21 protein-coding genes are annotated in these 26123 nt (G+C 49.0%); 11 read left to right on the top strand and 10 right to left on the bottom strand.

The window, feature by feature from the left end; genetic code table 11:
• Positions 1-96 precede the first annotated feature (96 nt).
• From BST96_RS06010 to BST96_RS06030, 5 genes are all read left to right on the top strand, one after another.
• Entirely contained in the window at positions 97-1119 is a 1023-nt protein-coding gene (locus tag BST96_RS06010) for an ArsR/SmtB family transcription factor (RefSeq protein ID WP_240554908.1), read from the top strand.
• A 59-nt stretch (positions 1120-1178) separates the two neighbouring features.
• A complete protein-coding gene (gene metK / locus BST96_RS06015) occupies positions 1179-2396 on the top strand; it encodes a methionine adenosyltransferase (RefSeq protein ID WP_085757273.1) in 1218 nt (405 codons plus the stop codon).
• A gap of 40 nt (positions 2397-2436) precedes the next feature.
• Positions 2437-3801, top strand: coding sequence for an adenosylhomocysteinase (gene ahcY, locus BST96_RS06020; RefSeq protein ID WP_085757272.1), 1365 nt, complete (start codon positions 2437-2439; stop codon positions 3799-3801).
• A 119-nt stretch (positions 3802-3920) separates the two neighbouring features.
• Positions 3921-4751: a methylenetetrahydrofolate reductase [NAD(P)H] gene (metF, locus tag BST96_RS06025; protein ID WP_085757824.1), complete on the top strand. Its 831-nt coding sequence runs from the start codon at positions 3921-3923 to the stop codon at positions 4749-4751.
• A 293-nt stretch (positions 4752-5044) separates the two neighbouring features.
• Entirely contained in the window at positions 5045-5770 is a 726-nt protein-coding gene (locus BST96_RS06030) for a 16S rRNA (uracil(1498)-N(3))-methyltransferase (protein WP_085757825.1), read from the top strand.
• 59 nt (positions 5771-5829) lie between these two features.
• Here BST96_RS06030 and BST96_RS06035 read toward each other — a convergent pair whose 3' ends face one another.
• The 8 genes from BST96_RS06035 to pilG form a co-directional block, all read right to left on the bottom strand.
• A complete protein-coding gene (locus tag BST96_RS06035) occupies positions 5830-6303 on the bottom strand; it encodes a chemotaxis protein CheW (protein ID WP_085757826.1) in 474 nt (157 codons plus the stop codon).
• A 23-nt stretch (positions 6304-6326) separates the two neighbouring features.
• Complete coding sequence (locus tag BST96_RS06040; protein WP_085757827.1) at positions 6327-7271, bottom strand: chemotaxis protein CheB; 945 nt, start codon at positions 7269-7271, stop codon at positions 6327-6329.
• Between the two features lie 8 nt (positions 7272-7279).
• Entirely contained in the window at positions 7280-13708 is a 6429-nt protein-coding gene (locus BST96_RS06045) for a hybrid sensor histidine kinase/response regulator (protein WP_085757828.1), read from the bottom strand.
• 45 nt (positions 13709-13753) lie between these two features.
• Positions 13754-14620, bottom strand: coding sequence for a CheR family methyltransferase (locus BST96_RS06050; protein ID WP_085757829.1), 867 nt, complete (start codon positions 14618-14620; stop codon positions 13754-13756).
• A gap of 46 nt (positions 14621-14666) precedes the next feature.
• Positions 14667-16775 carry a methyl-accepting chemotaxis protein gene (locus BST96_RS06055; RefSeq protein WP_085757830.1) on the bottom strand — a complete coding sequence of 703 codons (2109 nt, stop codon included), beginning with the start codon at positions 16773-16775 and terminating at the stop codon, positions 14667-14669.
• Positions 16776-16847: 72 nt separating this feature from the next.
• The gene (locus BST96_RS06060; RefSeq protein ID WP_085757831.1) at positions 16848-17387 is read right to left on the bottom strand and encodes a chemotaxis protein CheW; all 540 of its coding nucleotides are present in this window, start codon (positions 17385-17387) and stop codon (positions 16848-16850) included.
• Between the two features lie 61 nt (positions 17388-17448).
• Positions 17449-17811: a twitching motility response regulator PilH gene (gene pilH, locus BST96_RS06065; RefSeq protein WP_085757832.1), complete on the bottom strand. Its 363-nt coding sequence runs from the start codon at positions 17809-17811 to the stop codon at positions 17449-17451.
• 98 nt (positions 17812-17909) lie between these two features.
• Positions 17910-18299 (bottom strand): twitching motility response regulator PilG, encoded by a 390-nt coding sequence (pilG, locus tag BST96_RS06070; RefSeq protein WP_085757833.1) that lies wholly within the window; start codon positions 18297-18299, stop codon positions 17910-17912.
• A gap of 392 nt (positions 18300-18691) precedes the next feature.
• On the opposite strand from pilG, the gene gshB reads away from it, so the two are divergent.
• The 4 genes from gshB (at position 18692) to ruvX (ending at position 21954) form a co-directional block, all read left to right on the top strand.
• Positions 18692-19648, top strand: coding sequence for a glutathione synthase (gshB, locus tag BST96_RS06075; RefSeq protein ID WP_085757834.1), 957 nt, complete (start codon positions 18692-18694; stop codon positions 19646-19648).
• A gap of 95 nt (positions 19649-19743) precedes the next feature.
• Positions 19744-20652, top strand: a complete 909-nt coding sequence (locus tag BST96_RS06080) for an energy transducer TonB (RefSeq protein ID WP_085757835.1) — start codon at positions 19744-19746, stop codon at positions 20650-20652.
• A gap of 315 nt (positions 20653-20967) precedes the next feature.
• A complete protein-coding gene (locus BST96_RS06085) occupies positions 20968-21522 on the top strand; it encodes a YqgE/AlgH family protein (RefSeq protein ID WP_420814628.1) in 555 nt (184 codons plus the stop codon).
• A gap of 3 nt (positions 21523-21525) precedes the next feature.
• Complete coding sequence (gene ruvX / locus BST96_RS06090; RefSeq protein ID WP_085757837.1) at positions 21526-21954, top strand: Holliday junction resolvase RuvX; 429 nt, start codon at positions 21526-21528, stop codon at positions 21952-21954.
• Positions 21955-22091: 137 nt separating this feature from the next.
• On the opposite strand, the gene BST96_RS06095 is transcribed toward ruvX, so the two are convergent.
• Entirely contained in the window at positions 22092-23243 is a 1152-nt protein-coding gene (locus tag BST96_RS06095) for a PilT/PilU family type 4a pilus ATPase (RefSeq protein ID WP_085757838.1), read from the bottom strand.
• A gap of 46 nt (positions 23244-23289) precedes the next feature.
• Entirely contained in the window at positions 23290-24324 is a 1035-nt protein-coding gene (locus tag BST96_RS06100) for a type IV pilus twitching motility protein PilT (RefSeq protein WP_085757839.1), read from the bottom strand.
• Between the two features lie 188 nt (positions 24325-24512).
• On the opposite strand from BST96_RS06100, the gene BST96_RS06105 reads away from it, so the two are divergent.
• Both BST96_RS06105 and proC read left to right on the top strand, forming a co-directional pair.
• On the top strand, positions 24513-25199 hold the full coding sequence (locus tag BST96_RS06105; protein ID WP_085757840.1) for a YggS family pyridoxal phosphate-dependent enzyme: 687 nt from the start codon (positions 24513-24515) through the stop codon (positions 25197-25199).
• A gap of 65 nt (positions 25200-25264) precedes the next feature.
• Complete coding sequence (gene proC / locus BST96_RS06110; protein ID WP_085757841.1) at positions 25265-26095, top strand: pyrroline-5-carboxylate reductase; 831 nt, start codon at positions 25265-25267, stop codon at positions 26093-26095.
• Positions 26096-26123: the final 28 nt, after the last annotated feature.

Raw genomic sequence — 26123 nt, forward strand, 5'->3', positions numbered from 1 at the left:
TTTCATTGGAATTTGCCCCTACTTGCCGCCCATTTGCTCAGCTCAGGGGGTTGTTTATAACAAATCTATATCAAAATATTTTGATATAGATTTGAAGTGCTGCTATTATCCTCCGCCATGACAAGCAAATCCACCAACAAGGTTAGCCCTTTGCCCACCGCCGACGCACAGCAGCAGAACTTACTGATGTTCTGCAAAGCCAGTGCTGACCAGTTGCGTCTGGATATATTAAAGGTGCTGAGCCATGACTCCTATGGCGTGCTGGAACTATGCAGTATTTTCGATACCAAGCAGTCGGGTATGAGCCACCACCTGAAAATTCTGGCCAATGCCGGCTTGGTCAAAACTCGCCGCGAAGGCAATACCATTTTTTACCGCCGCGCCAATCGCAGCAGCAATAACCAGCTCAATGAATTACAGCAGGCCCTGCATCACACCATTGATCAGCAGGCCACCTCGGCTGAACTGCAACAGAAAGTGGATGCGGTACAACAGGAACGGGCTGCCAGTTCACAATTATTTTTTACTGAAAACGCCGACCTGTTTAGAGAACAACAAGAACAAATTGCCGCCTACGAACTTTATGGCCATAACACCATTGATTTAATCAGTAGAAGTATCAATACCCATAATAATGGCATAGCGCTGGAAGTTGGCCCCGGCGAAGGGGCTTTTTTGGCAGAGCTATCGCCGCGCTTTCAACAGGTTTACGCACTTGATAATGCACAGCAAATGCTGGACAAAGCTGCGCACTTTAGTGAGCAAAGCGCGCTGTCCAATATTGAATTTATTCATGGTGATACCAAACACGCCCAGGTGCAGGCACTGAATGCCGATTGCGTGGTGATTAATATGGTGCTGCACCATACTCCCTCCCCCGCTGACATTTTTTACGACATGTCCAAGGCACTAAAAACTGGCGGCCAACTTTTTGTAACGGACTTATGCAGCCATGACCAAAGCTGGGCAAGAGAGTCCTGCGGTGATGTATGGCTGGGTTTTGAGCCTGAAGACCTAACCCAGTGGGCAGCCGATGCCGGATTTAAAACCGGTGAAAATATTTATTTAGCACAACGTAATGGTTTTAGAGTTCAGATTAGACAGTTTATTAAAATTTAATTTACCTTTTTTAATTTTACTTTTTTACTTTTTTATCGACGACATTAAGAGGAATTAACATGTCAGAATATTCAGTTTTCACTTCAGAGTCAGTGTCTGAAGGCCACCCCGATAAAATGGCTGACCAGGTGTCTGATGCCGTATTGGATGCCATTATCTGTCGCGACCCGGTTGCCCGTGTTGCCGTTGAGACATTAGTTAAAACCGGTATGACCATTGTCGCTGGCGAGCTAACCACCTCTTGCTATGTGGATCTGGAAGATATTATCCGTGATGTAATCACCGGCATTGGCTACGACAGCTCTGAAGTAGGCTTTGACGGCGCCAGCTGTGCCGTACTGAATGCCATTGGTAAACAGTCTGTCGATATCAATATGGGAGTTGACCGCGCCAAGCCTGAAGATCAGGGTGCCGGTGACCAGGGTTTGATGTTTGGCTATGCCACTAACGAAACCGATACACTGATGCCTGCGGCGGTTTACTACTCGCACCGCCTGGTAGAGCGCCAGGCCCACCTGCGCAAAGACAAGGTCTTGCCCTGGTTGCGCCCTGACGCCAAATCACAGGTTAGCCTGCGCTATGAAGAGGGCAAGCCTGTGGCCATCGATGCCGTGGTTCTTTCTACCCAGCACGATCCCGATATTTCTTTAGATGACCTGCGTGAAGCCGTGCTGGAAAATATCATCCTGCCCGTCCTGCCGGCCGAGTGGTTGCACGAAGGCACGGAATACCATATTAACCCCACCGGTAACTTTGTGATTGGTGGCCCTGTGGGCGACTGTGGTCTGACTGGCCGTAAAATTATCGTAGACACCTACGGCGGTATGGCCCGTCACGGTGGTGGTGCATTCTCCGGTAAAGACCCCTCTAAAGTTGACCGCTCAGCCGCGTATGCAGGCCGTTATGTGGCGAAGAATGTAGTTGCGGCAGGTCTTGCCGACCGCTGTGAAATTCAAGTGTCTTACGCGATTGGTGTCGCCGAGCCGACGTCGATAGCCGTCAACACCTTTGGCACCGGTACGGTATCTGACGATGAGCTGATTAAAGCCATCCGCAAGACCTTTGACCTGCGCCCTTATGCCATTACCACCATGCTGGACCTGCAGCACCCGATGTATCAATTAACTGCTGCCTACGGTCACTTTGGTCGTGAGCCTTTTGAGCACACCTACAGCTGGACCGACGAGCAGGGCAATGAACAGTCAGACACGTTTACTGCCTTTACCTGGGAAAAGACTGACCGTGCCGATGCCCTGAAAGCAGCCCTGAACGCCTAAGCCCTATTTACCTATACAGAGAAAAACGAAGGAAAAGACCATGACTGATTATAAAGTTGCCGATATCTCATTAGCCGAATGGGGCCGTAAAGAACTGAATATTGCTGAGACAGAAATGCCGGCGTTAATGGCCCTGCGTGCGAAGTACAGTGCCAGCCAGCCATTGGCGGGTGCCAAGATCCTGGGTTGTATCCATATGACCATCCAGACCGGTGTATTGATTGAAACCCTGACCGCACTGGGTGCAGAAGTGCGCTGGTCCTCGTGTAATATCTTCTCGACCCAGGACCACGCGGCGGCGGCGATTGCGGCGGCGGGTGTACCGGTATTTGCCTGGAAGGGTGAGACAGAAGAAGAGTATGAGTGGTGTCTTGAGCAGACGATTTTAAAAGATGGCCAGCCCTGGGATGCCAATATGGTATTGGATGACGGTGGTGATTTAACCTTAATGCTGCACGAGAAGTACGGCACGATGTTAGACGCTATCCACGGTATTACCGAAGAGACCACCACCGGTGTACACCGTCTGCAAGAGATGCTGGATAAAGGCAGCTTAAAAGTCCCGGCGATCAATGTTAACGATTCTGTGACCAAGTCCAAGAACGATAACAAATACGGTTGTCGTCACTCATTAAGCGATGCGATCAAGCGTGGTACTGACCACCTGTTGTCGGGTAAGAAAGCGCTGGTGATTGGCTATGGTGATGTGGGTAAAGGTTCTGCTCAGTCATTAAGTCAGGAAGGTATGATTGTTAAGGTGACCGAAGTTGACCCGATCTGTGCGATGCAGGCGTGTATGGACGGCTTTGAGGTAGTCTCGCCGTATAACGACGGTATTAACACTGGCAAGGTAGAAGATATCAACGTTGCTCTGTTACAGAATACTGATCTGGTTGTCACCACAACGGGTAACTTCAATGTGTGTGATTCAGCGATCTTGCAGAGTCTGAAGAACGGTGCGGTGGTTTGTAATATTGGTCACTTCGACAATGAGATTGATACGGCCTATATGCGTAAGAACTGGAGATGGGACGAGGTGAAGCCTCAGGTTCACAAGGTTTACCGTGATGAGGCCAGCAACGACCATTTAATCCTGTTGTCAGAAGGTCGATTGGTGAATTTGGGTAACGCTACGGGTCACCCCTCGCGTATTATGGACGGCTCGTTCTCCAACCAGGTATTGGCGCAGATTTACTTGTATGAGCGCAAATTTGCGGATCTGGAAGCCAATATGAAGGCGAATGCGATTACGCTGGAAGTATTACCGAAGAAGCTGGACGAAGAAGTGGCAGCGGATATGGTGAAGGGCTTTAACGGCGTGATTACTCAGCTGACACAGGAACAGGCCGATTATATCAATGTACCGGTTGATGGGCCTTATAAAGTCGAGTCCTATAAGTACTAAACCCATGGCTAATTCCCGCTAAGCGGGAATTAGCCACCGTAGGGTGGATTACAATCCACCGTCCGTAAACACGTTAGTTAAGCAAGGTGGATTATAATCCACCCTACAGGTTAAAGATTATGAGCGAGAACAAGCGCTTTAGTTTTGAATTTTTTCCGCCCAAGACTGATGTCGGCCGGGAAAAATTAGCGACAGTCCGCAAAGAATTAAATCAGTTGGGCCCGGATTTTTTCTCGGTCACCTACGGTGCTGGCGGCTCAACCCGCGACAATACCAAAGATATTGTGTTAACCATGACCGACGAAGGTATTTCAACGGCTCCGCATTTATCCTTTGGCGGTGACGATGAAGCCTCAATGCTTGAATTAATTACTAGCTATAAAGAGGCCGGCATTAATCGCATTGTTGCTCTGCGTGGTGATATGCCTTCAGGTATGGGAGCACAGCGTTTAATCTATGCGGAAGAGTTGGTGCAATTTATTCGCAAGCATACTGGTGATCATTTTCATCTGGAAGTAGCTGCCTATCCGGAAATTCATCCGGATGCTGATAATTACGATTCAGATATTCAATTTCTGAAACAAAAGTTTGATGCTGGCGCAGACAGTGCCATTACCCAGTACTTTTACAATGCCGACGCTTATTTTTATTTTATGGACCAGTGCCAGAAAATCGGTATCGACAAGCCAATTTACGCCGGCATTATGCCCATAACCAATTATCAAAACCTTGCCCGTTTTTCTAAAAACTGTGGCGCGGAAATTCCTCGCTGGGTTTGCCAGAAATTGGAAGGCTATGGTGACGATAAAGAAAGCATTGCCGCTTTTGGTACCGATGTTGTGACCAAATTATGCGAACAATTATTGGCGAATGGCGCACCAGGCATTCATTTTTATACGATGAACCAGATTGAACCCAATAAAGCGATTTGGAATAATCTCAAACTTTAATTGCCACCAAAACCCCCGTCGTCACCGGGGGTTTTCTATTTGACAAGCCATAAGCAACGCCCTACCCTCTAAATCGTCTCAGCAAGGAATCCAAAAAGGTATTAGGAAAGGTAAACCTAGAGGCCTTCAAGAAGGACGACATAAAGGCGACCTTAACGCCAAACAGGAGATTGCCAAAAAATGCTGGTCGAAGGGCTTGAACCAGCATTAATTGCTAAATTTACTGGCCTCTCTATTCAAAGAATAATGGCTTGATGACTGACTACCTGATGAGGTTTTGAAGACATTTTATTATGCGTATTAGCCGTATTTATCTTCACTCTGCTCTGTCGTCCCATAGCCTGGTCACGCTTGCAGAAAAACCCAGCCACTATATCAGTAAAGTGCTTCGGCTAAAGGCCGGGGCTGAACTGCTGGTCTTTAATGGTGATGGCTCTCAATACCCGGCGGTGATTGAGGAGGCGGGTAAAAAAAGTGTGACGATCCGCACTGCCGAGGGCAAGTATATTGATAATGAATCCCCTTTATCTATTCATTTAGGGATTGCAATATCCAAAGGTGATCGGATGGAGTTGGTGATACAAAAAGCCACTGAATTGGGTGTTACGGCTATTACGCCATTAACCAGTGAGCGAACGGAAGTTAAATTAAAGGGCGAAAGGCTGGAAAAAAAATTACAGCATTGGCAACACATTGCCATCAGTGCCTGTGAACAATGTGGCCGCAACCAGATACCGGTGGTGAATAATTTAAGTACTGCCGATGACTGGGTAAAAACGGTAGATGCTGAAAAGAAACTGGTTTTACACCACCGAACCGAGCAAGCCCTTGATGCCTCCTTGAGTATTCGCAGTTCAGCACTATTGGTTGGGCCGGAAGGAGGTTTAAGCCAACGCGAAATTGTCGAGGCCGAACAACAGGGTTTTATCCCTCTGCAACTGGGCCCACGGGTTTTAAGAACAGAGACCGCGCCACTGGCGGCGATTACATTGTTACAACATATTTGGGGTGATATGTAGACCGTAGGGTGGATTGTAATCCACCAGCCCCGGTCATTACCGGTGGATTATAATCCACCCTACAGGACGTTTAAAACTTCTTGCTGAATAAAATCAACATCAGGAATAACCGCTTTTTCACCACTGACCATAACGCTTGATAATTCCGACGGCCCCTTGGTAGCTCCCTCATCCGCCGATACTTCATCGGGCATAATGCGCATTAATCTGGGTACACCTTCGGTAACAATTCCGCAAAAAGGCAATCGCTGGTTATCCACCAGACCATTGAGCACGGCGATACGACGGTCCTTACCCTGGCCACCTGAAGACTCACCATTCATCGCTTCAAAAGACACTAATGGCACATCGGTGTTGCGCCAATTAAAGGCACCCAAATACCAGTCCGGTTTATCATCATCGGCCTGCGGCTCGATATAGGGGATAATTTCTGCCACGGATACATTAGGCAGTACTAACTGCTTGCCACTCATGGGTATTAAGAGTGTTGCCAACTCATTAGCCGCGATTGTCGACTGTAATTCTCCACTCATTGCTTTGCCCTTTATAAAATGATCTAAATATTCAATTCTGCGGCCAGTGCTTCGGCCAATTGCTCAGGTGTGCCCTGCCTTGATACACAGCCGGTACTGATCGCGGCATTGGGCATATCGGGGCTTAAGCAGCTTTCTGGTGTTTGCGCCCAAACGGTTCCACCGCAAGCTTTGGCAACGCGGCAACCAATTTCGCCATCATTGCACATACCACTAAACACAATCACACCTAAATTTTGTCGGTAGACTCGGGCCAAATCTGCAATCACCTGGTCTAGCGCGGGCTGGTAACTACCGGCCCAGGCTTTTCGCGTTTCAACCACACGACCCCGAGATAAAAAACGTAATTGATGGTCAACCGGAACAACTAAAATCTCCCCACTGACCAACTGCTGCTCACCACTGACTAATTGCATGGGGTAATCATGGCCGGTGACGGCGCTAGTCAATAAACCATCAAAGTTGGTTTCTATATGCTGGCCATACACCATAGCAATCGGCAGCGCTTGCGGTAAGGTGGTTAAAAAACGTTTTACTGCGTCGGGCCCACCCATTGATGCCACCAGCACCCAAACTTTATTGGCCGACATCTCGACCGGCAGTGCAGACTCTACCGACTCCACACTTCTGATCACCAGCACTTCTAATTTTTCTAATAAGCGCCGCTGCCAAATCTCATGGTCTTTGGCGTCTTGTACTGGCGGAATATCATCGTTAACCAGTAGCGGTAAATCACTTTGCCCCAATAATAAATCCAGCGATTGCTGGATATCGTTATCATCGATATCAACTAACCAGCCATCAATATCGGGCGTCGTTTTATGTTCACTCAGATAAGCCGATAACGTTGTTCGATCAAAAGACCCGGCCAGCTCATAATGACCTTCTGCTAACACTGCCTGTAATACATAGCGATTAAGGTCACTGTCGGTAACCAAACCAATGCGCGGCATAATAAGCTCTGACATCAGGCAGCTTACTCAGCGGTTGCACCGGTTAAGGTATTGATGGTTTCTAATAACACCGACTCTTGATAAGGCTTACCCATATATTCATTCACACCCAACGACAACGCCCGCTCACGGTGTTTTTCACCGGTTCGCGAGGTGATCATAATAATCGGGATATCTTTTAAGCGAGAGTTATGTCGCACTCGGCTGGCGACTTCAAAACCATCCATCCGCGGCATTTCAATATCCAGCAACATAACATCTGGAATCACTTCGATTTCCTGTAACTGGGTGACGGCATCAACGCCATCTTTTGCCAGCACAACATCCATACCCTGTCGTTCTAACAGGCGCGAAGTGACTTTACGCACGGTTACAGAATCATCGACCACCATAACAATCGTATTGCGGTCATCATCGATTTGCTCTTCCTGACCAGCAATAAAGTCGCGGTACATATGCGAGGCATCGGCACGGATCATCGCCAGGAGATCAAGGATAACCACCACACTACCATCACCCAGTACCGTCGCACCGGATAAACCTTGCACGGTACTAAATTGTGGCCCCAGAGGCTTAACAACAATTTCTCGTGAACCCATCAGGTTATCTACCTGAATGGCCACTGAATGCTCGGCCCCTCTAACCAATACCACCGGTAACGGCATGGATTGACCTTCCAGGTTGGGCTTTTCACCGCGGTGCAGCAGAGCACCCATATAACGTAATAGATAAGGTTGGCCTGCGTATTCAAACATAGGCGCATCAGGCTGGTAATAGGCTTCTAATTCAAAGGGGCTTACACGCACAATACCTTCAATACTGTTTAAAGGAATGGCGTATATATCGGTGCCGACTCGTACCATCAAGGCGCGGTTGACCGATACTGTAAACGGCAGGCGCACCACAAAGCTGGTGCCCTGCCCCAGCTTGGAATCGATGTCCATTGAGCCGCCCAGCTGTTTGATCTCGCTGTGCACCACATCCATACCAACACCACGACCTGAAATCTGGGTGACTTCTGTCGCGGTACTAAAACCGGCCTGTAAAATAAATTGTAAAATTTCATGGTCGGTTAAATCGGCATCGGCTTCCATTAAGCCCCGCTCAATCGCCTTGCTCTTAACCGCGTCTAAATTAATACCACCACCGTCATCAGACAGGGTAATCACCACTTCGCCGCCTTCACGAGCCAGACCCAAGGTGACATTGCCTCGAGCCGCTTTGCCAGACTCTTTACGCTGCTCGGCAGTTTCGATACCGTGGTCAACCGCGTTGCGCAACATATGCTCTAAAGGTGCAACCATCCGCTCCAATACAGTACGGTCCAATTCACCTTCGATATTATCTAATTGGAAATCGACTTTTTTGTTCAGCTCGCCACTGATCTGGCGAATAATCCGGCGCAGTCTGGGTACCATTCTGGAAAACGGCACCATTTGCGAACGCATTAAGCCTTCTTGCAATTCAGTATTGATACGGGACTGCTGGATTAATAAGGTTTCCATATCGCGGGACTTATCCGCGAGGGTGCTCTTAATATCGATCAAATCCGAAGAGGATTCCAATAGTGAGCGCGAAAGCTGCTGCAACTGTGAGTATCTATCCATTTCCAATGGATCAAAACCTTCCAGGCCTTCACTCTCCACCTGTTCCTGGCGATACAGAATCTGTTGTTCCGTTTCCATATCCAGACGACGCACCTGTTCCTGCAATCGATCAACAGTGATCTGCATTTCATCGAGGGAGAATACCAGTTCTGACACCTGTTCTTCGGTTCGGCCACGGGAAATAGAGGTTTCACCTGCGAGGTTAACCAGCTCTTCCAATAACGAAGCAGACACTTTGACCACTTCCTGTGGGCCCTTCTTCTGATTGGGGTCCACTAATTGTGTAGCGATTTCTACGGCTGAAACTTCTCTTGGACGCTGGGCCTCAAGCGGCACAATAGTCGTACTGGGCTCGGGTTCAGCGGCACGTTCGGGCAATGCTTGCTCAGGGCTATCGTCTGCATCACTCTCTTGCGCCACCAGATCATCACCCGTGGCTGCTTCGATATCGATATCATCCATATCAAAACTTTCATCAAAAGAAAGATCGCTTGCCTCTTCCAGTTCTACTGAAGGTTCTGGCTCTGGCGTGGCTTCGGCTTCATCTTCAGCCACTGCCTCAGCGCCAGGCTGCTCAAGCTCTGGCTCTTCCATTTGCTCAACATCTGCAATCGCTTCACCCGCTTTAACGGCTGTGATCTGGGCAAGTAGTTGATCCTGATAGTTCTGGATATCGTTGAGGGTTTCATCACTGACATCAGTTTGTTGGTTTTCCAAACCGATTAATGAGGTTTCAAAGTTGTGACTTAAGTTGCCCACTGGTGTCATGCCTGCTAGACGTGCACCCCCTTTTAGAGTGTGGAGTATGCGTAGCAGGTCATCTAAATAACTTCGGTTGCCGCGGTCATCCATCCAGCCATGAATAGCTTCATCCAGATTTTCCAACAAGTCGTCAGCTTCTTCCAGGAAGATTTCGATAATTTCATCATCAATCTCATCATCGTCTTCTTCTGCATCTGCTGCCACTGGCTCAGCTTCAGCAACGGGTTCTGGCTCTGGTTCTGGTTCTGGTTCTGGTTCTGGTTCTGGTTCTGGTTCTGGTTCTGGTTGAATAGCTTCGGGCTCTTGCTCAAGGTCAGCAACCGCATCAGCCAAGTTGCTCATAGCGGCAACAATGGTTTCATTATCAACAGCAGGCTCTTCTATCTCGGAGGCATCGACATCAACGGTATCAAAGGCAACGGTGGCCACAGAATCATCAATGGCAAAATCTTCAATCTCAACATCTTCATCACTGGGTAAATGACTATCATCAACGATTGCCATACTCACCGTGGCATCAAGATCAAGCTCTACAACCTCAGAAGCCTCCATCAGCTCTGAATCTTCTGCCAGCACGTCCAGCAAATCGTTATCATCAACAGAATCCGACAACTCAAAGGCAGGATCGGCTGATTCGGTTATTGCTTCGGCAGCTTGTGCTGGCGCAATATCAATTTCCGCAAATTCAAAGTCTTCCACTTCACCGTAAATCTCTGCATCAAATACAGGCGTTTGATGGCCGGCGATCTGGTCTAACATATCAATTAAGCTGTCATTGGCTCTATTCGATAACTCAAAAAAGTCATCGGCAATCGCTTTCGGGTCCAGCTCCGCAGCACGACGGTATAACACCTGAACCTGCTGCCCAAATTCAACCGGTGCCAGCATATTGACTGACTCTGCATGGACAATAAAACGGTCCATCAAGCTTTCCAATAAAGCGGGTTCACCAGGCTCTATATCACCCTGCTGCCATAACACCAGACGACCAGAAATTTCTGTAATCAGATCGAGGCTTTCGGTTAGGAACTGGTTTAGCGCTTCCGGTGGAATACCGTTATCTGCTTGTTCAACATCAGCAGCATCAGCAATGCGCTGATTAAATAAGGCCATTAATTCTTCTACATAGTCATCGACACCCGGCAAGTCTTGCAGCGGTGTAATGGCCAACTGTTCTATGCCCGCTTTAATTAATAAAGAGCCGCGCTCCAATAGTTCAACCAGAGGTGCATCCACTTTCAGTTGACTGGCACGTAATTCTTTAACCACCAGCTCTACCGGTGTAACAACCCCAACAACCGGTAAGACACCCGCCATATTGGCGCTACCTTTAAGGGTATGCAGTGCACGTTGCAGAACATCGGTTAACTCTGCCGGGCCAGCGAGCTCTTTGCAGTGAGCAATAAAATCATCGAGCACCTGACCATGCAGGGCGGCTTCAGAGGCAAATATCTCGATCAGCTCGGCATCCAGCTCTTCTTCTGAATTAAGCTCCGCTGCTTCAAGGTCGCTGTCGGTAACCACTGGCGTTCTTAGCAAAGTTTCTGCCTGACTGTCGGTAATTACCGGCATTCTCAGCAGGGTTTCTGCCTCGCTCAAGGTGGCAGACGCTTCGGTTTCTTCCAACACAGGAATATTGTCAGCAAGCGCCTCGCTGCTATCCTCAGTAGCTTGATCAATGTCCTGTTCAGCTATGGGCTCAACAATCTCTTCGGAGATATTTTCAGCCATCTCTTCAGCACTGTTATCGGCGATGTCCTCAGCGACAGTTGCAGACTCAACAACATCACTCAGCTCAGGAGTTTGCTCGGCGGCCAGAGCATTGGCACGTTCAATCAAGGGTTCAAAAACTGCTTTATCGACCTGCTGGCGTTGCTCAAAGGCGGTCACTAATTCTGGCACCGTGCTACGGGTTTCCGCCATTAGATCAAAACGGACCTGGTCGATTGTGATCGAACCTTCCATCACCCGGTTCAGCATATTTTCTACTGACCAGGCCAGCTCACCAATATCGGTGGCTCCGACCATACGGCCACTGCCTTTTAAGGTGTGGAATGCACGACGAACCGTGGAGCGTGCCTCTTCATCATTATGATCAGCCTGCCACTGGGGCAAAAACTCATCGATGGTTTCAAGCACTTCGCCGGCTTCTTCGATAAATATTTCTACAATTTCCGGGTCAAAATCTTCATCGTCTTCAACCGCTTTGGCAGCCATATCTGCTGCTGGCTGTTCTGGCTCTTCAGCAGCAGAGCCGTGCAGCGGTATCACTTCAGCCAACACTGGAATATCTGCTGCTGCGGTTTCTTCCTGCTCAACCGTCTCTTCCGCTAAGGTCTCTAATGGCGCTTCAGGTTCAGTTTCAACGTCATCCAATACGGGCACCTGATCATCTGCACTCGCGGATAAAGCAATGGGATAGCCGAGCTCGGCAGCACTTTCAGCGGCAACATCAAGAATCGCCTCACCCTCTGAGGCATTGCCGTCACTTAAACGTTCTAAATAATAATCAATCGAGGTAATGGCATCAGCCAGAGTATCAAGAACCTGCCACTCAGGAATCGCTTTTTGTGCCAGCAGCGATTCACTCACATAATGTTCACAGGATTTTATCACCTGGGCCGCACGGGTTAGCGGCACCATATTTAAACTACCGTGAATCTCATTGAGCAGTGACGGCAAATCGCTTAAAGAATTGTGATTCCACTGGGTGGCAACAAATTCAATAATGGCTTCTTTGGCTTGCTCCAGGCCATTGCGTGACTCTCTGACCACCGACTCAAAGGCCAGATCAAGATGTTCCTGGGCTTCTTCACTATCATTAAACAGAGCTTGCTCGTCAGTACTGTTAATAACGGCATTAGGATTAAGCTCTGCTTCTGCTGTAGCTAGCTGCTCACTGATTTGTTGCAGCTCATTGTCTGCTACCACATCTTGTGTGGCCAAAGCTTTCGCTAAACGGGTGTAAGGTTCCTGAACTTGTTTCAGTGCGCCACCCATACCCAGAATCGCCATGGTATCGTTAACACGACGGAATAAAGGCAATACCTCGGTTAAAGCTGCCGCATCACTGCCTGCATCGGCCAGAGCAAGCTGAATATCTTTCATTTCTTGCACCAGCGCTTCAACCACTGACTGCATAACACCGGCGTCCGGTGTCGCTAGTGTCTCATCATCTAATTCTGTTTCACCCAGCAATGACTGCTCGAGTTGATACTCGGTTTTAATTTCCTGAATATAACGCGAATTGGCCTTGCTGCGCGCAACATAGTACAACAGGTTTTTTAACAGATCGTCAGGCGCGCCACGCTTAATAGCCGCCTCACCTTCATCGATAATATTCTTTATCTGTCGATCAACCTGGCGCAATAGTATTTTTACCGCCACACTGGATTCGATAGAGCCATTAAGGAGGCCTTCCAAGACCGCAATACAAACTTTCCATAAAGGCTGCGAAGGAAAACTTTCCGTCAATTTGACCAGCCGCGCACAAACCTTGGCCAGATAGTTAAGGTTTTTCTTGATATCATTACCGCGAATAAAACCCAGCAATGCAATTTGAAACATTTGTCGAAGTTTATGCGCAATTTCTGCCAGCTCGGCAGTAGAAACCTGCAGTTCTCCGTCAACATGGTTATGTGCGGAAACCATTTGCGGGGCAAATAAAACGGTTTCTGACAGCAGGCTTTCACCGCGCACTGCACGCAGATCATTTAACACCGGCAATAGCGTTGCCGGTAAACCATGGCGGGATTCTTTAACTTTTTCTAAATAAACCGGGAGCTGAGCAATCGCATGCCTTAAGACATCCAAAGCATCATCAATATGACTGCCATGAATTTTGTTCTGCGTTAAGGCCTCGGCAACCCCTTCCATTTCTTCAGCCAATAGTGCAGCGCCAAAAAATTCCACCATTTGCAAGGTGCCATGCACCTGGTGAATATGGGTTAAGCAAAACCGTAGCTTTGTTGAGTCATCGCGATTGGCGATATACGCTTCTAACGCCTGGGCCGCCTGATTTAGAGTTTCCCCTATTTCTCCTGCCACCCACTCCAGCGCGATAAAATCTTGGCGCTCACTCATGCTGTTCCAACCTTTTTAGTTGTTCGACTCATAGCATTCCACTAATTAGTTAGTGAGTCCTCGTTTCACATAGGCCTGGACTTGCTCATCGCCACTACGCTGCATCTGCGAATGTTGCCAACCCACTACTTCACCGGGACCAATCATTAACATTCCGCCGGGCTTTAGGTGTTCTGTTAGTGCATTTAACACTTGCCACTGTCTTTCCCGCCGAAAATAAACCAACACGTTTTGGCAGTAGATAACATCCATTGCCAATTTTGGTGCCTGCTCTATCTCTAACATATTGCCTTGTACAAAATAAATTCTTTGGCGCAAGGCGGGTGTAATTTCAAAGTCACCCTGATTATTTTTTGTAAAATATTTATTCTTTATTGCCAGCGGCAAGCTTTCTATTTTTCGCCCAGAGTAAATACCCCTGCGTGCTAGCGTTAGCGCGGTTTGACTTATATCAGTCGCCATCACACCAAGAAAACTTTTTACCGCCAAGTAATCAATCACTTCACTAGCCAACATCGCCAGCGAGTATGCCTCTTCGCCGGTAGAACAACCTACACTCCATATATCCAGAGGGTAGGTATCTGACTCGGCATTGTCTGCTACACGCTCTAACAGAAAGTCTCTAACTACATCGCAGGCATAATTGTCACGAAAAAAACTGGTCTCTTTAACAGAAATTTTGTCAACCAGCTGCGCCCACTCAACAACACCATCAGGTATTGCGCTGACCTGTTGAAAATATTGCTCATAGTCCTCAGCACCTACCTCGCTCATTCGCTGGCGCAGGCCTTTCTGTAAAATGGACTTATGCTGCATAAAACAAATGCCCGTGCGTTCCTCTAATAGAGACTGCCAACGAGCATATTGTTCATCACTAAGTTCCGGCGCTGCCTTATAAGACCATGTCGACATTGCCGATAACTCTTCAAGTCTTTAACTTTTAAAAAAATCTAACAATCTACTCGCCAGAAGCCATAGCCAATTCTGGCTCTTCTTGCTCGTAAACGTCTTCTTCGTCTTCAACATCAACTACCAGCTCAGCTTCTTCTGGTAGCTTGAAGCCCGCAACCGACTCACGTAATTCGTTCGCCATATCAGCAAGGTTACCGATAGATTGTGCGGTTGCTGTTGTACCGGACGATGTCTGCGAGGTAATTTCCTGGATAACATTCATCGTGTTGGAAATGTGACCCGCTGATGATGCCTGCTGGCGTGCAGCGTTCGAGATGTTCTGGATCAATTCCGCCAGTTCCTGCGATACTTTTTCGATCTCTTCCAGCGCTGTACCTGCATCCTGTGCCAAGCGAGCACCACGTACCACCTCCGCGGTGGTTTGTTCCATCGAGATAACTGCTTCGTTAGTATCTGATTGAATCGTTTTAACCAGTGCTTCAATCTGCTTGGTCGCAGCTGAAGAACGTTCCGCAAGTCGCTGTACCTCATCCGCAACAACCGCGAAGCCTCGACCGGCGTCACCCGCCATCGATGCCTGGATGGCCGCGTTAAGTGCAAGAATGTTGGTTTGGTCGGCGATGTCGTTGATCAACGATACGATATCCCCGATTTCCTGTGATGATTCACCCAGACGTTTGATACGTTTTGAGGTTTCCTGTATCTGCTCACGGATATTATCCATGCCGTTGATGGTGTTCTGTACCACTTCAGCACCGGTGTTTGCGATCGCAACCGATCGCTCCGCAACGCCCGCTGATTCGGCAGCGTTTGAAGATACCTGATCGATGGTTACCGCCATCTCGTTAACCGCCGCCGATGCACCGGCAATTTCTTGCGCCTGGTGTTCGGAAGCTTCGGCAAGGTGTAGTGCAGTAGACTGCGATTCCTGTGCCGCCGCGGATACTTTCACCGCCGTATCGTTTATCTGCGATACCAGGATTCTCAATTGGTCAATGGTGAAGTTAATAGAGTCAGCAATTGCACCGGTGAAATCCTCGGTTACTGTTGCAGTCGTTGTTAAGTCACCGTCCGCGAGATCCGCCAGCTCGTCCAGTAAACGCAAGATCGCGTTTTGGTTTCGCTCATTCATCTCACCGGTTTCACGTAAACGGAACTGGGTGTTGCGGAATGTTTGGATACCAATCATGGCCAAGGAGAATAAGGTCACCCCCAAAAAGATCAGGGCGGTGGTGCCGGTAATATTTCGTTTGCTTTCCAACGTAGTGATTTCTTCCGCCAGCTTACTGGTGGATTCCATTACCTGCGGTGAATCAACAACAATTTCGTCTGCCGCCGTACGGGCTTTAAGAAGATCCGGAGAAGCCTGGAAGATTTCATCAACCGAGCCACTTACGAATTCAAACAGTTTGTTAATTTCTTCAAGCGAAGCCTTTGCGTCTTTATCCGTCACTCGGGATATGCGCATCGCTTTGTTACCTTGCAACATACCGTTTAGTACCGATCCGAATAAACTCGCATCGAGGTTAAACTGGTCCGCCGCGTCTTTTGCAGCTGCGCCACCCTGAAGCATGTTATCCACGTTACGTGCAATACGTTCCGCCAGCCAGGATTGACGCTGTGCAACCGCCACCTGTTCCGCCGGTGCACGGTTTTCTAAAAGAATCTCCACAACGTTGTTATATTCCGCCTGTAATTCCGGGATCGAATCATTTAGCGTTTTCGCAACTTCGTGCAAGAACAAAATCCTTTCACGGTTATCAACGATGGTAGAGGATGCGGTGTTTACCTTATTCCATAAACCGCCTAACTCAGACAGCTCACTCGACAACATGCTTTGCGGTGACGGCAACGAAGAAGTGCCGTTCTGCAAAATGCCGATGGTCTGGTTAAACTTATTCCGGGATTTTGACAACTCGTCAAAGGCCGCCGCATCACCGCCGGTGGCTTGACGAGAGCTGGTCGATATCTGCTGCGAGAGTACTCGCAGTTCACCGGTTAGCTCCAGATAGCGCGCATCAAAGCCCGCATCTCGCAACACGATATACGCGTTGAAACCGGCGCCGATAATACCGGCTACCATCAAAAAGAGGAAAAAGCTTATAGCTCGGTTGGTGGGCAGCTTTGCTGCTGCACCTGCTGTTTTAGCGTTCATGCCCGGGGCTCCCCGCTGCTAGTTAAGGTTAACTACAACTGTTACACATCGTTTAAAATTTAAAGCCGCAACTTACGTTGCCGCCGCGTTAAAAAATTCTGCATTTTGCGCCAACTTGTATGGGCTAAATACAGACCAAACCTGGTTGTTATGTTCATAGGATCCAGCCAGAAAGGGTTTTAATGGATCTAACATTTCTGGAATATCTTCACGAAATGAATCAGTGGGAATATGCTGCATCCCAAAGACCTCGCTAACAATCAAGCCGGTATAGAGGTCACCCAGTTCGAGCGCCAATACCCGGCGGCTTTTGCGGGCACCGAGGGCGCCGCCAAAGAAACTTTCAAGATCAATTAAAGGAAGCAGACGACCACGAACGTTGGATACGCCTCGCACCCAGGCCTGTACGCCCGGCAGACGAGTGGCAGGGGGCTGGGCCAGAATTTCTGCCACTTCACCCATGGGCGCCACAAAATGATGGCCCGCCAACTTAAAACCAATGCCCGACCAATGGGGCTTGATATCCACCTGCGCAGGCAAACCTTGTGCATTACCGATACTGCGCTGGGCAATATCCAGTAAGAGGTCAAAAGGTTCTGCTGGGTTACTCATAAGACTTACTCATCATAAGTTCTTGTTAAAATCGTGTATTGCCGATGCTGTCGCCGCTAACTCAGGGCAGCACATCGGAAATGGCGCTCATTAAGGTGCCATCATCTACCGGCTTGGTCAGGTAGCCTTTAGCGCCCTGACGCTTACCCCACAAGCGGTCAGTCTCCTGATCCTTGGTGGTCACAATAATGACCGGGATATGGCTGGTAGTATCGTGCTTGCTCAGTTGGCGAGTGGCCTGGAAGCCATTTAGCCCTGGCATAACGATGTCCATAAGTACTACATCGGGCAAAGTCTCTTTAGCTTTAGCCACACCTTCTTCACCGCTTTCGGCAGTGATCACTTCATGACCATGTTTATCTAAAATAGTAGACATTTTGTGGGTTTCTGTCGGCGAATCGTCAACGATTAACACTCGAGCCATATTTCCTCCGCGTCACAACGGTGCTCGGCACCTGTTATTGTTATGCTTAATGTATTTAAAGGGCCTGGGCTATCGCCTGCGGGCGCCTTATCGGAAAACTACTGGGTTTCACCCACATGGGACTGAATCGCCCCTAATAATTCGTTTTTGCTGAAAGGTTTGGTCAAATATTCATCAGACCCCACAATTCGACCTTTGGCCTTATCAAACAGGCCATCTTTGCTCGACAGCATAATCACTGGCGTGTCTTTGAATTCACTGTTGTTTTTGATCAGCGCACAGGTTTGGTAACCATCCAGACGCGGCATCATAATATCGACAAAGATAATATTGGGTCGGGTATCCGCAATTTTTGCCAGGGCATCGAAGCCATCGGTGGCGGTGACGACATCACAGCCGACCTTTTTCAGCAGCGTTTCTGCTGTGCGGCGGATAGTCTTACTATCATCAATCACCATGACTTTTAGATCTTCAAAATTTCCTTCCATACCGTAGGGCCTTATTATCTGGAGCGTTTATTCTAGCTAATGCTAGTGCGGCAAGTACCACGATCAAAAACTTAGCGATTGCCTATAAAGATTTAACCTATAAATATTTAACATAGTTTCAAGCTTTTATCCATAAGTGCAAGATAAATATAATAAAACTACTATTCAGGCATTCTTTGGCAAGCCTTGATTTGTCTGCCAGAGCAACGTAACGTAATGCCCGTTGTCGAACCGGGTCGCACTAACACTCTTATTTCGGCAGACAATGTATCAGTATAGAAGCGGTTCACGATATCGCCCACTCTGAGAAGTGAGAAACCGCTAGCATTTATCGATAAGTTTTAGCTGCAACAGTATATTTCGGTCAAAACCTGCAAATCATGAGTAAATCTATGAAAATTCGTCTCGGCGTTGTAATGGACCCCATTGAATCCATCAATATCAAGAAAGACACCACCATGGCCATGCTGTGGGCCGCCAGTGACCGAGGTTGGTCGATTAGCTATATGCGCCAGCAAGACCTCTATCAGGCCGGGGGCGAACCCAGGGCCAAAACACGACCTTTGCAAGTGTTCCGCGACCCTAAGGACTTTTATAAGCTGGGAGACGTTGAGGATATTAACCTTGGCGACCTTGATGTCATCCTGATGCGCAAAGACCCCCCTTTCGATAATGAGTTTGTCTACAGCACCTATATCCTTGAGGCCGCAGAGCGCCTTGGAGCCCTGATTGTTAACAAGCCCCAGAGCCTGAGGGACTGCAATGAGAAGATGTTCGCCACACAATTCCCCGAGTGCTGCCCGCCTCTGGTGGTGAGTCGTGACGAGCAGACCCTCCGCGACTTCCACCAAGAGCACGGTGATGTGATTTTTAAGCCCCTGGATGGCATGGGTGGCGCGTCCATTTTTCGGGTGAAGCAAGACGACCCCAATTTAGGCGTTATTCTGGAGACACTGACCGACTTTGGCGCCAATACCATTATGGCGCAGAAATACCTGCCAGAGATTGTCGATGGTGATAAACGCATCCTGCTGGTCGATGGTGAACCAGTAGATTACTGCCTGGCCAGAATACCCTCCCAAGGTGAGACCCGGGGCAATCTGGCCGCCGGTGGCACTGGCCGCGCGCAACCGTTAACAGAACGAGATCGCTGGATTGCGAACCAGATCGGCCCTATAGCCCGTGAAAAAGGGCTATTATTTGTTGGCCTTGATGTGATCGGCGAGCACCTGACAGAAATCAATGTCACCAGCCCGACCTGCGTCAGAGAAATTGATGATCAATTTGGAACGGATATCGCCTCCACCTTGATGGATGCGATTGAGGGCAAGTTGAATAACAATGGCTAAACTAACCCGTAGGGTGGATTATAATCCACCAGACAATAAGACCGGAGAGTGGTGGATTACAACCCACCCTACAAAAATATAGGATTACCACCGCAATGGGAGCCGCCGCCAATAGCTTACCGGACTTTCCGGCATTCGGGGATGTGGAGATCAACCACGACCGTCTAGGCTTTGCCTTTTGTCTGGCCTTGGCTATCCATGCTGCCTTTATCCTCGGTGTTAGCTTTACCCGTGAGAAGCCCGCCGTAGCCCCACCGAAATTAGAAATCACTCTGGCTCAACACCGCAGTAAAACCGCCCCTGAAGAGGCTGACTATCTGGCCCAAAGCAACCAGCAAGGCAGCGGCACACTGGATGAAAAAGCCATGCTAACCACTCAGGAATTGTCCGATTTCCAGGACACCGCCATTCGTGAAGTCGCTCAGCAACAGCAGCAAAGCCAAAGTGAGCGCCAACTAGCAGCCAATACTCAAATCACCACCACAGCCTCTAGCAACAGCAAAGCCAACCGTCAGCAGCAACAGGAAAAGACCGAGCAGGCCAACCAGCAGCAGGCGGATAATATGACCGTGGTGCAGCGCAGTATGGAAATTGCCAGCCTTGAAGCCAAGCTCGATATCCAGCGCCAGGCCTATGCCAAGCGCCCGCGGGTACGCCGACTAACCTCCGTTGCCACCAAGCAGTCCGACGATGCCCTCTACCTGCATAACTGGCGCACCAAGGTTGAGGCCATTGGCAACCAACACTACCCCAGCAAGGCCAAGCAGCAGCAATTATTTGGCAAGTTGCGGATGGTGGTATCGATACTGCCCAATGGCGATATCTATCAGGTAAAGATTCTTCAATCCTCCGGCCATAAAATCCTCGACCAGGCGGCGCTCAAGATTGTTCATCTGGCTGCCCCTTATGACCCCTTCCCGCAAACCATGCAGCGCAAAGTCGATGTGCTGGAAATTATTCGTACCTGGCGCTTCCACAAAGACCGGCTGTCCTCCAGTACTTAAAACAAATATTTTTATAACCCCACTACCATAAAACAACATCCCCCCACGCAGGCGAGAGCCCAGCCCGTAGGGTGGATTATAATCCACCACTTATAACGGTTCCTGGCTGGGCTTGCGGGATGATAATCCACCCTACTTATCGAGGTTTGAGCACTCTTACTGGCTTACAATACGACGCCGCCATACACTTGTCAGGAATTCTCCCAGACAGCAATACACGCAGGCGGGAGTGACATGCTTGAAATATTTCTCTTTTTCTAACAGATAATCCTTGTCTTAAGCTGCCGCAATCCCAATAATGAAGCTATGGACAATATGACCAGCCTTAAAGATCACTTCCTGATTGCCATGCCTTCCATTGGCGATGGTATCTTCGCCCATAGCATTACCTATATTTGCGAGCACAATGAGCAAGGCGCCATGGGGATTGTGATTAACCACCCGCTGGACTTAAGCCTCGATGAAATTTTCGAGCACCTTGAGATCGATAATATTCAAACCCCCCACAGTGACCAAATATTGGCTGGCGGGCCGGTGCATATGGACCGTGGTTTTGTATTGCACCGCAATACCGAGACCCATTGGGACTCCACCATTAGCGTCTCGGATCAGATTGCCTTAACCACCTCCCAGGATATTCTTACCGCTATCGCCCATGATGAAGGCCCTAGCGATAGCATTGTGGCGCTGGGCTATGCGGGTTGGTCTGAAGGCCAGCTGGAAAGTGAATTGGCGGACAACGCCTGGTTAACGGCACCGGCCGATAGCGATATTCTGTTTAATACCCCGATTGAACATCGCGCCAAAGCGGCGGCGGCAAAAATGGGTGTTGATCTAGCCCTGATCTCACCCACCGCAGGGCACGCTTAGGGCATGACCGCCACCCCCCAGGCTGCAAAAACCATTCTCTGCTTTGATTACGGCACCAAAAGCATTGGTGTTGCCGTGGGCCAATCCATCACTCAAACCGCCAATCCGCTGGCTGATCTCAAAGCCAAAGATGGTATCCCTGATTGGGACGAGCTTAAAAAGCTGATTGATGAATGGCAGCCCAATTTATTACTCGTAGGCTTACCCTTAAATATGGATGGCAGCCCATCTGAGATTGGTGTGCGGGCGAAGAAGTTTGCCAACCGCTTACATGGCCGTTTTGGTTTGCCCTTTGAGATGGCGGATGAACGACTAAGTAGCTTTGAAGCCAAAGGCGAAATTATTCAGCAGACGGGTTCGCGGGATTTTAAAAAAAATAATGTGGATAGCCTGGCGGCCAAGGTTATTTTAGAGAGTTGGTTTGTTAAATGAACACCATCATTCCCGCGAATGACGGTAGGGTGGATTGCAATCCACCAACTTCTACTATGGGCGCTCAAAAACGGTGGATTATAATCCACCCTACAGGTAAGGCAGCGCAACACTGGTGGGGTATTTTGGGTAATTATTTATCGAGAAAAGGTCTGACCCTGATCGCTTTCTGATTCATCTTCAAGGGTCAAGTCGCCAGCAATAGCATCAATCTGTGAGCTGCTATTTTCATCCCCCAACTTAATCATTAAGCGCAAGTCATTCGCCGAGTCAGCATGAGACAAAGCATCTTCATAAGTAATTTCTCCGGACTGATACAACTCATACAAAGCCTGATCAAAAGTCTGCATACCTTGCTCGTTAGATTTTGACATCAAATCTTTTAAGGCATGCACTTCGCCTTTGCGGATTAAGTCCTGCGCTAAAGGGGTATTAATCAGAATTTCTACACAGGAACGACGACCTTTGCCATCCGGTGTTGGAATTAATTGCTGGGCCACCATCGCCCGTAAATTGAGCGACAGATCCATCCATAACTGGCGATGACGATCAGCGGGGAAAAAGTGCAAAATTCTATCCAGCGCCTGGTTAGCATTGTTAGCGTGCAAGGTACATAAGCAGAGGTGACCGGTTTCAGCAAAGGTGATCGCGTGCTCCATCGTTTCACGGGTACGCACCTCACCAATCATAATCACGTCAGGGGCCTGACGTAACATATTTTTCAAGCCGATTTCAAAACTGTCGGTATCAATACCAACTTCACGTTGAGTAACAATACAACCTTCATGCTGGTGAATATATTCAATCGGATCTTCGACAGAAATAATATGGCCTTTGGAGTTTCTATTACGATGCCCGATCATAGAAGCCAGAGACGTCGACTTACCCGCACCGGTTGCCCCGACAAAGACCACCAAACCTCGTTTAACCATGGATAGGTCTTTAATCACATCCGGCAAACCTAAATCATCAATACGCGGGATAGTGGTTTCAATACGCCGCAACACCATGCCCGCCAGATTACGCTGGTAAAAAGCACTGACACGAAAACGGCCAATACCCCGAGCACTAATCGCAAAATTACATTCTTTATCGCGCACAAAGTCTCTGCGCTGGGATTCGTTCATCACCCCCAAGACTGTCTCGCGGGTTTTTTCCGGACTTAGCGGACTGGTAGTCACGGGCAGTACGCGACCATGGACTTTTATAGACGGAGGTACACCGGCGGTGATAAATAAATCCGACGCCCCTTTTTCCACCATAATTTGTAATAACTTATCAATATCCACTGTAAACTCCTGAACTCAATTCTTTAACCACTAAACAAGAAAACCCTTAAAAGTTTTCCGGGAATCGAGCTTTCTCGCGAGCTACGTCGCGACTAATTAAACGCTTATCAATTAAATCCGTCAGACATTGATCCATCGTTTGCATACCGACAGAACCACCGGTTTGAATCGCGGAATACATTTGTGCCACTTTATCTTCACGGATCAGATTACGAATAGCAGACGTACCAATCATAATTTCATGGGCAGCCACACGGCCGCCGCCTGCTTTTTTCAATAGTGTTTGCGCAACGACCGCCTGCAAGGATTCCGACAGCATCGAACGCACCATCGATTTTTCTTCCGCGGGGAATACATCAATAATACGGTCAATGGTTTTTGCCGCCGAGGTGGTGTGCAGCGTACCAAAAACCAGGTGACCGGTTTCTGCCGCGGTCATCGCCAGGCGGATGGTTTCCAAATCTCGCAGCTCGCCCACCAGAATAATATCGGGATCTTCACGCAGTGCTGAACGCAGAGCTTCATTAAAACCGTGGGTATCACGGTGCACCTCACGCTGGTTGACCAGACACTTTTTCGATTCATGGACAAATTCGATCGGGTCTTCAATGGTCAGTACATGTTCGTATTTATTGTCATTGATATAGTCCATCATCGCTGCCAGCGTCGTGGACTTACCAGAACCGGTAGGCCCCGTTACCAGCACCAAGCCTCTGGGCACCATAGAAACATCGCGAAATACCTGCCCCATACCCAACTCTTCCATCGATAGTACTTTAGAGGGGATGGTCCGAAATACCGCACCGGCACCGCGGTTCTGGTTAAAGGCGTTAACCCGGAAGCGCGCCACACCGGGGACTTCAAAGGAGAAATCCGTTTCCAGAAACTCTTCAAAGTCCTTGCGCTGCTTATCGTTCATAATCTCATAGATCAGGCTATGGACCTGCTTGTGCTCCATCGGCGGCAAATTAATCCGCCGGACATCACCATCCACCCGGATCATAGGAGGCAAACCCGCAGAAAGGTGTAAATCCGAAGCACCTTGCTTGGCGCTAAAGGCTAACAGTTCAGTAATATCCATGATGATCCTTAATACATTTATCGTTTTATAGAAGAGGCTCAGGGCGTTTACAGTATAATGAAGCTTTGAGATTACGCCTTGATTGCCGAACCCGGGGTAGATAACTGTGATAAGAATCACAGATACTGCGTTAGCCAGCCCAGGCTGTGCATGTCGAGAGGCTAAAGAATGAACAGAAAACCAAGCCTATGTCGCCATCGATTCCATTAAATATAGCAAAGCTCCAGCAACGCATCGCAGAAGCTGAGCAAAAATATCAGCGAAAGCCCGGTTCCGTGCAATTAATGGCGGTTAGCAAGACCCGCCCAGCGGCTATGATACGCGAGGCCGCGGCGGCAGGCGTCACCGAGGTGGGGGAGAATTATTTGCAGGAAGCCCTGGATAAACAGCAGGAACTGGCAGACCTGAAGCTGAACTGGCACTTTATCGGCCCGATCCAATCCAATAAAACACGCGCCATTGCCGAGCACTTTGACTGGGTCCATAGCGTCGACCGGCTAAAAATCGCCCAGCGCCTGAATGACCAGCGCCCGGCGGCTATGGCCCCCTTAAATATCTGCCTACAGGTGAATATCTGTGACGAGCCGAGCAAGTCCGGGCTGGGACTTACGCAACTGGAGGATCTGGCAGAGCAGCTGGTCGCCCTGCCCAATCTCAGCCTGCGAGGTTTAATGGCGATACCCCGAGCGACGGACGATATCACCGAGCAGCGGCGGGCCTTTGCCCTGCTCAGCAAGGCCCTTGATCAACTGCAACCCAAATACCCCAGCATGACCGTACTCTCTATGGGCATGTCTAAAGATATGGATGCCGCTATTGCCGAAGGGGCCTCCATTGTCCGTATTGGCACGGATATTTTTGGCCCGCGCCAATGAGATATTAGGCTGCTATACTGCTGCAACAAAAATAGATCATCTACCGGAAATTGAAGGATACTACCTTGTCTAACCCTAACATTGCCTTTATCGGCGCAGGCAATATGGCCTCAAGCATTATTGGCGGCCTTGTGGCCAAAGGTTTTGATGCCAGCGCCATTACCGCCAGCGACCCTTATCCGGAGTCCCTTGCCAATCTGCAAAAAGTGGCGCCGGTCAATATCACCGATAACAACCACCAGGCTATCGCCCATGCCGATGTTGTCGTGCTGGCCGTTAAGCCCCAGGTAATGAAGCCGGTACTGGAAGAGCTCGCCAGTAGCGCCCAGCAGCACAAACCCTTAATTATCTCCATTGCCGCGGGTATCGAAAGCAGCAGCCTGGATAAATGGCTGGGGGGCGCTATGCCCATTGTCCGCTGCATGCCCAATACGCCGGCGCTGGTTCAAAGTGGTGCTACCGCCCTGTTTGCCAACAGCAAGGTCACTGGTGAGCAAAAAACGCTGGCCGACACTATCCTGCGTGCCGTTGGCATTGCCCTGTGGGTCGATCAGGAAAGTGCGCTGGATGCAGTGACAGCCGTCTCAGGCAGTGGACCCGCCTATTTCTTTTTAGTGATGGAAGCCATGCAGGCTGCTGGTGAGCAATTAGGCTTAAGCGCCGATGTGGCCAAACAGCTGACGTTACAGACGGCTTTGGGCGCCGCACAGATGGCGATAGCCAGTGATGTTGAAACCGACGAACTGCGCCGCCGAGTGACTTCCCCCGGTGGCACCACCGCTGAAGCCATTAAAGTGTTTGAAGACGAAGGCTTAAGACAAACCTTTAACCGGGCATTAGTGGCCTGCCGTGACCGCTCTGAAGAGCTGGCAAAAATAATGGATAGCGACAGCTAAGCTATCTAATACCGTTAACCCACTCACA

The sequence above is a fragment of the Oceanicoccus sagamiensis genome (assembly GCF_002117105.1).
GTDB classification, from domain to species: domain Bacteria; phylum Pseudomonadota; class Gammaproteobacteria; order Pseudomonadales; family Dasaniaceae; genus Oceanicoccus; species Oceanicoccus sagamiensis.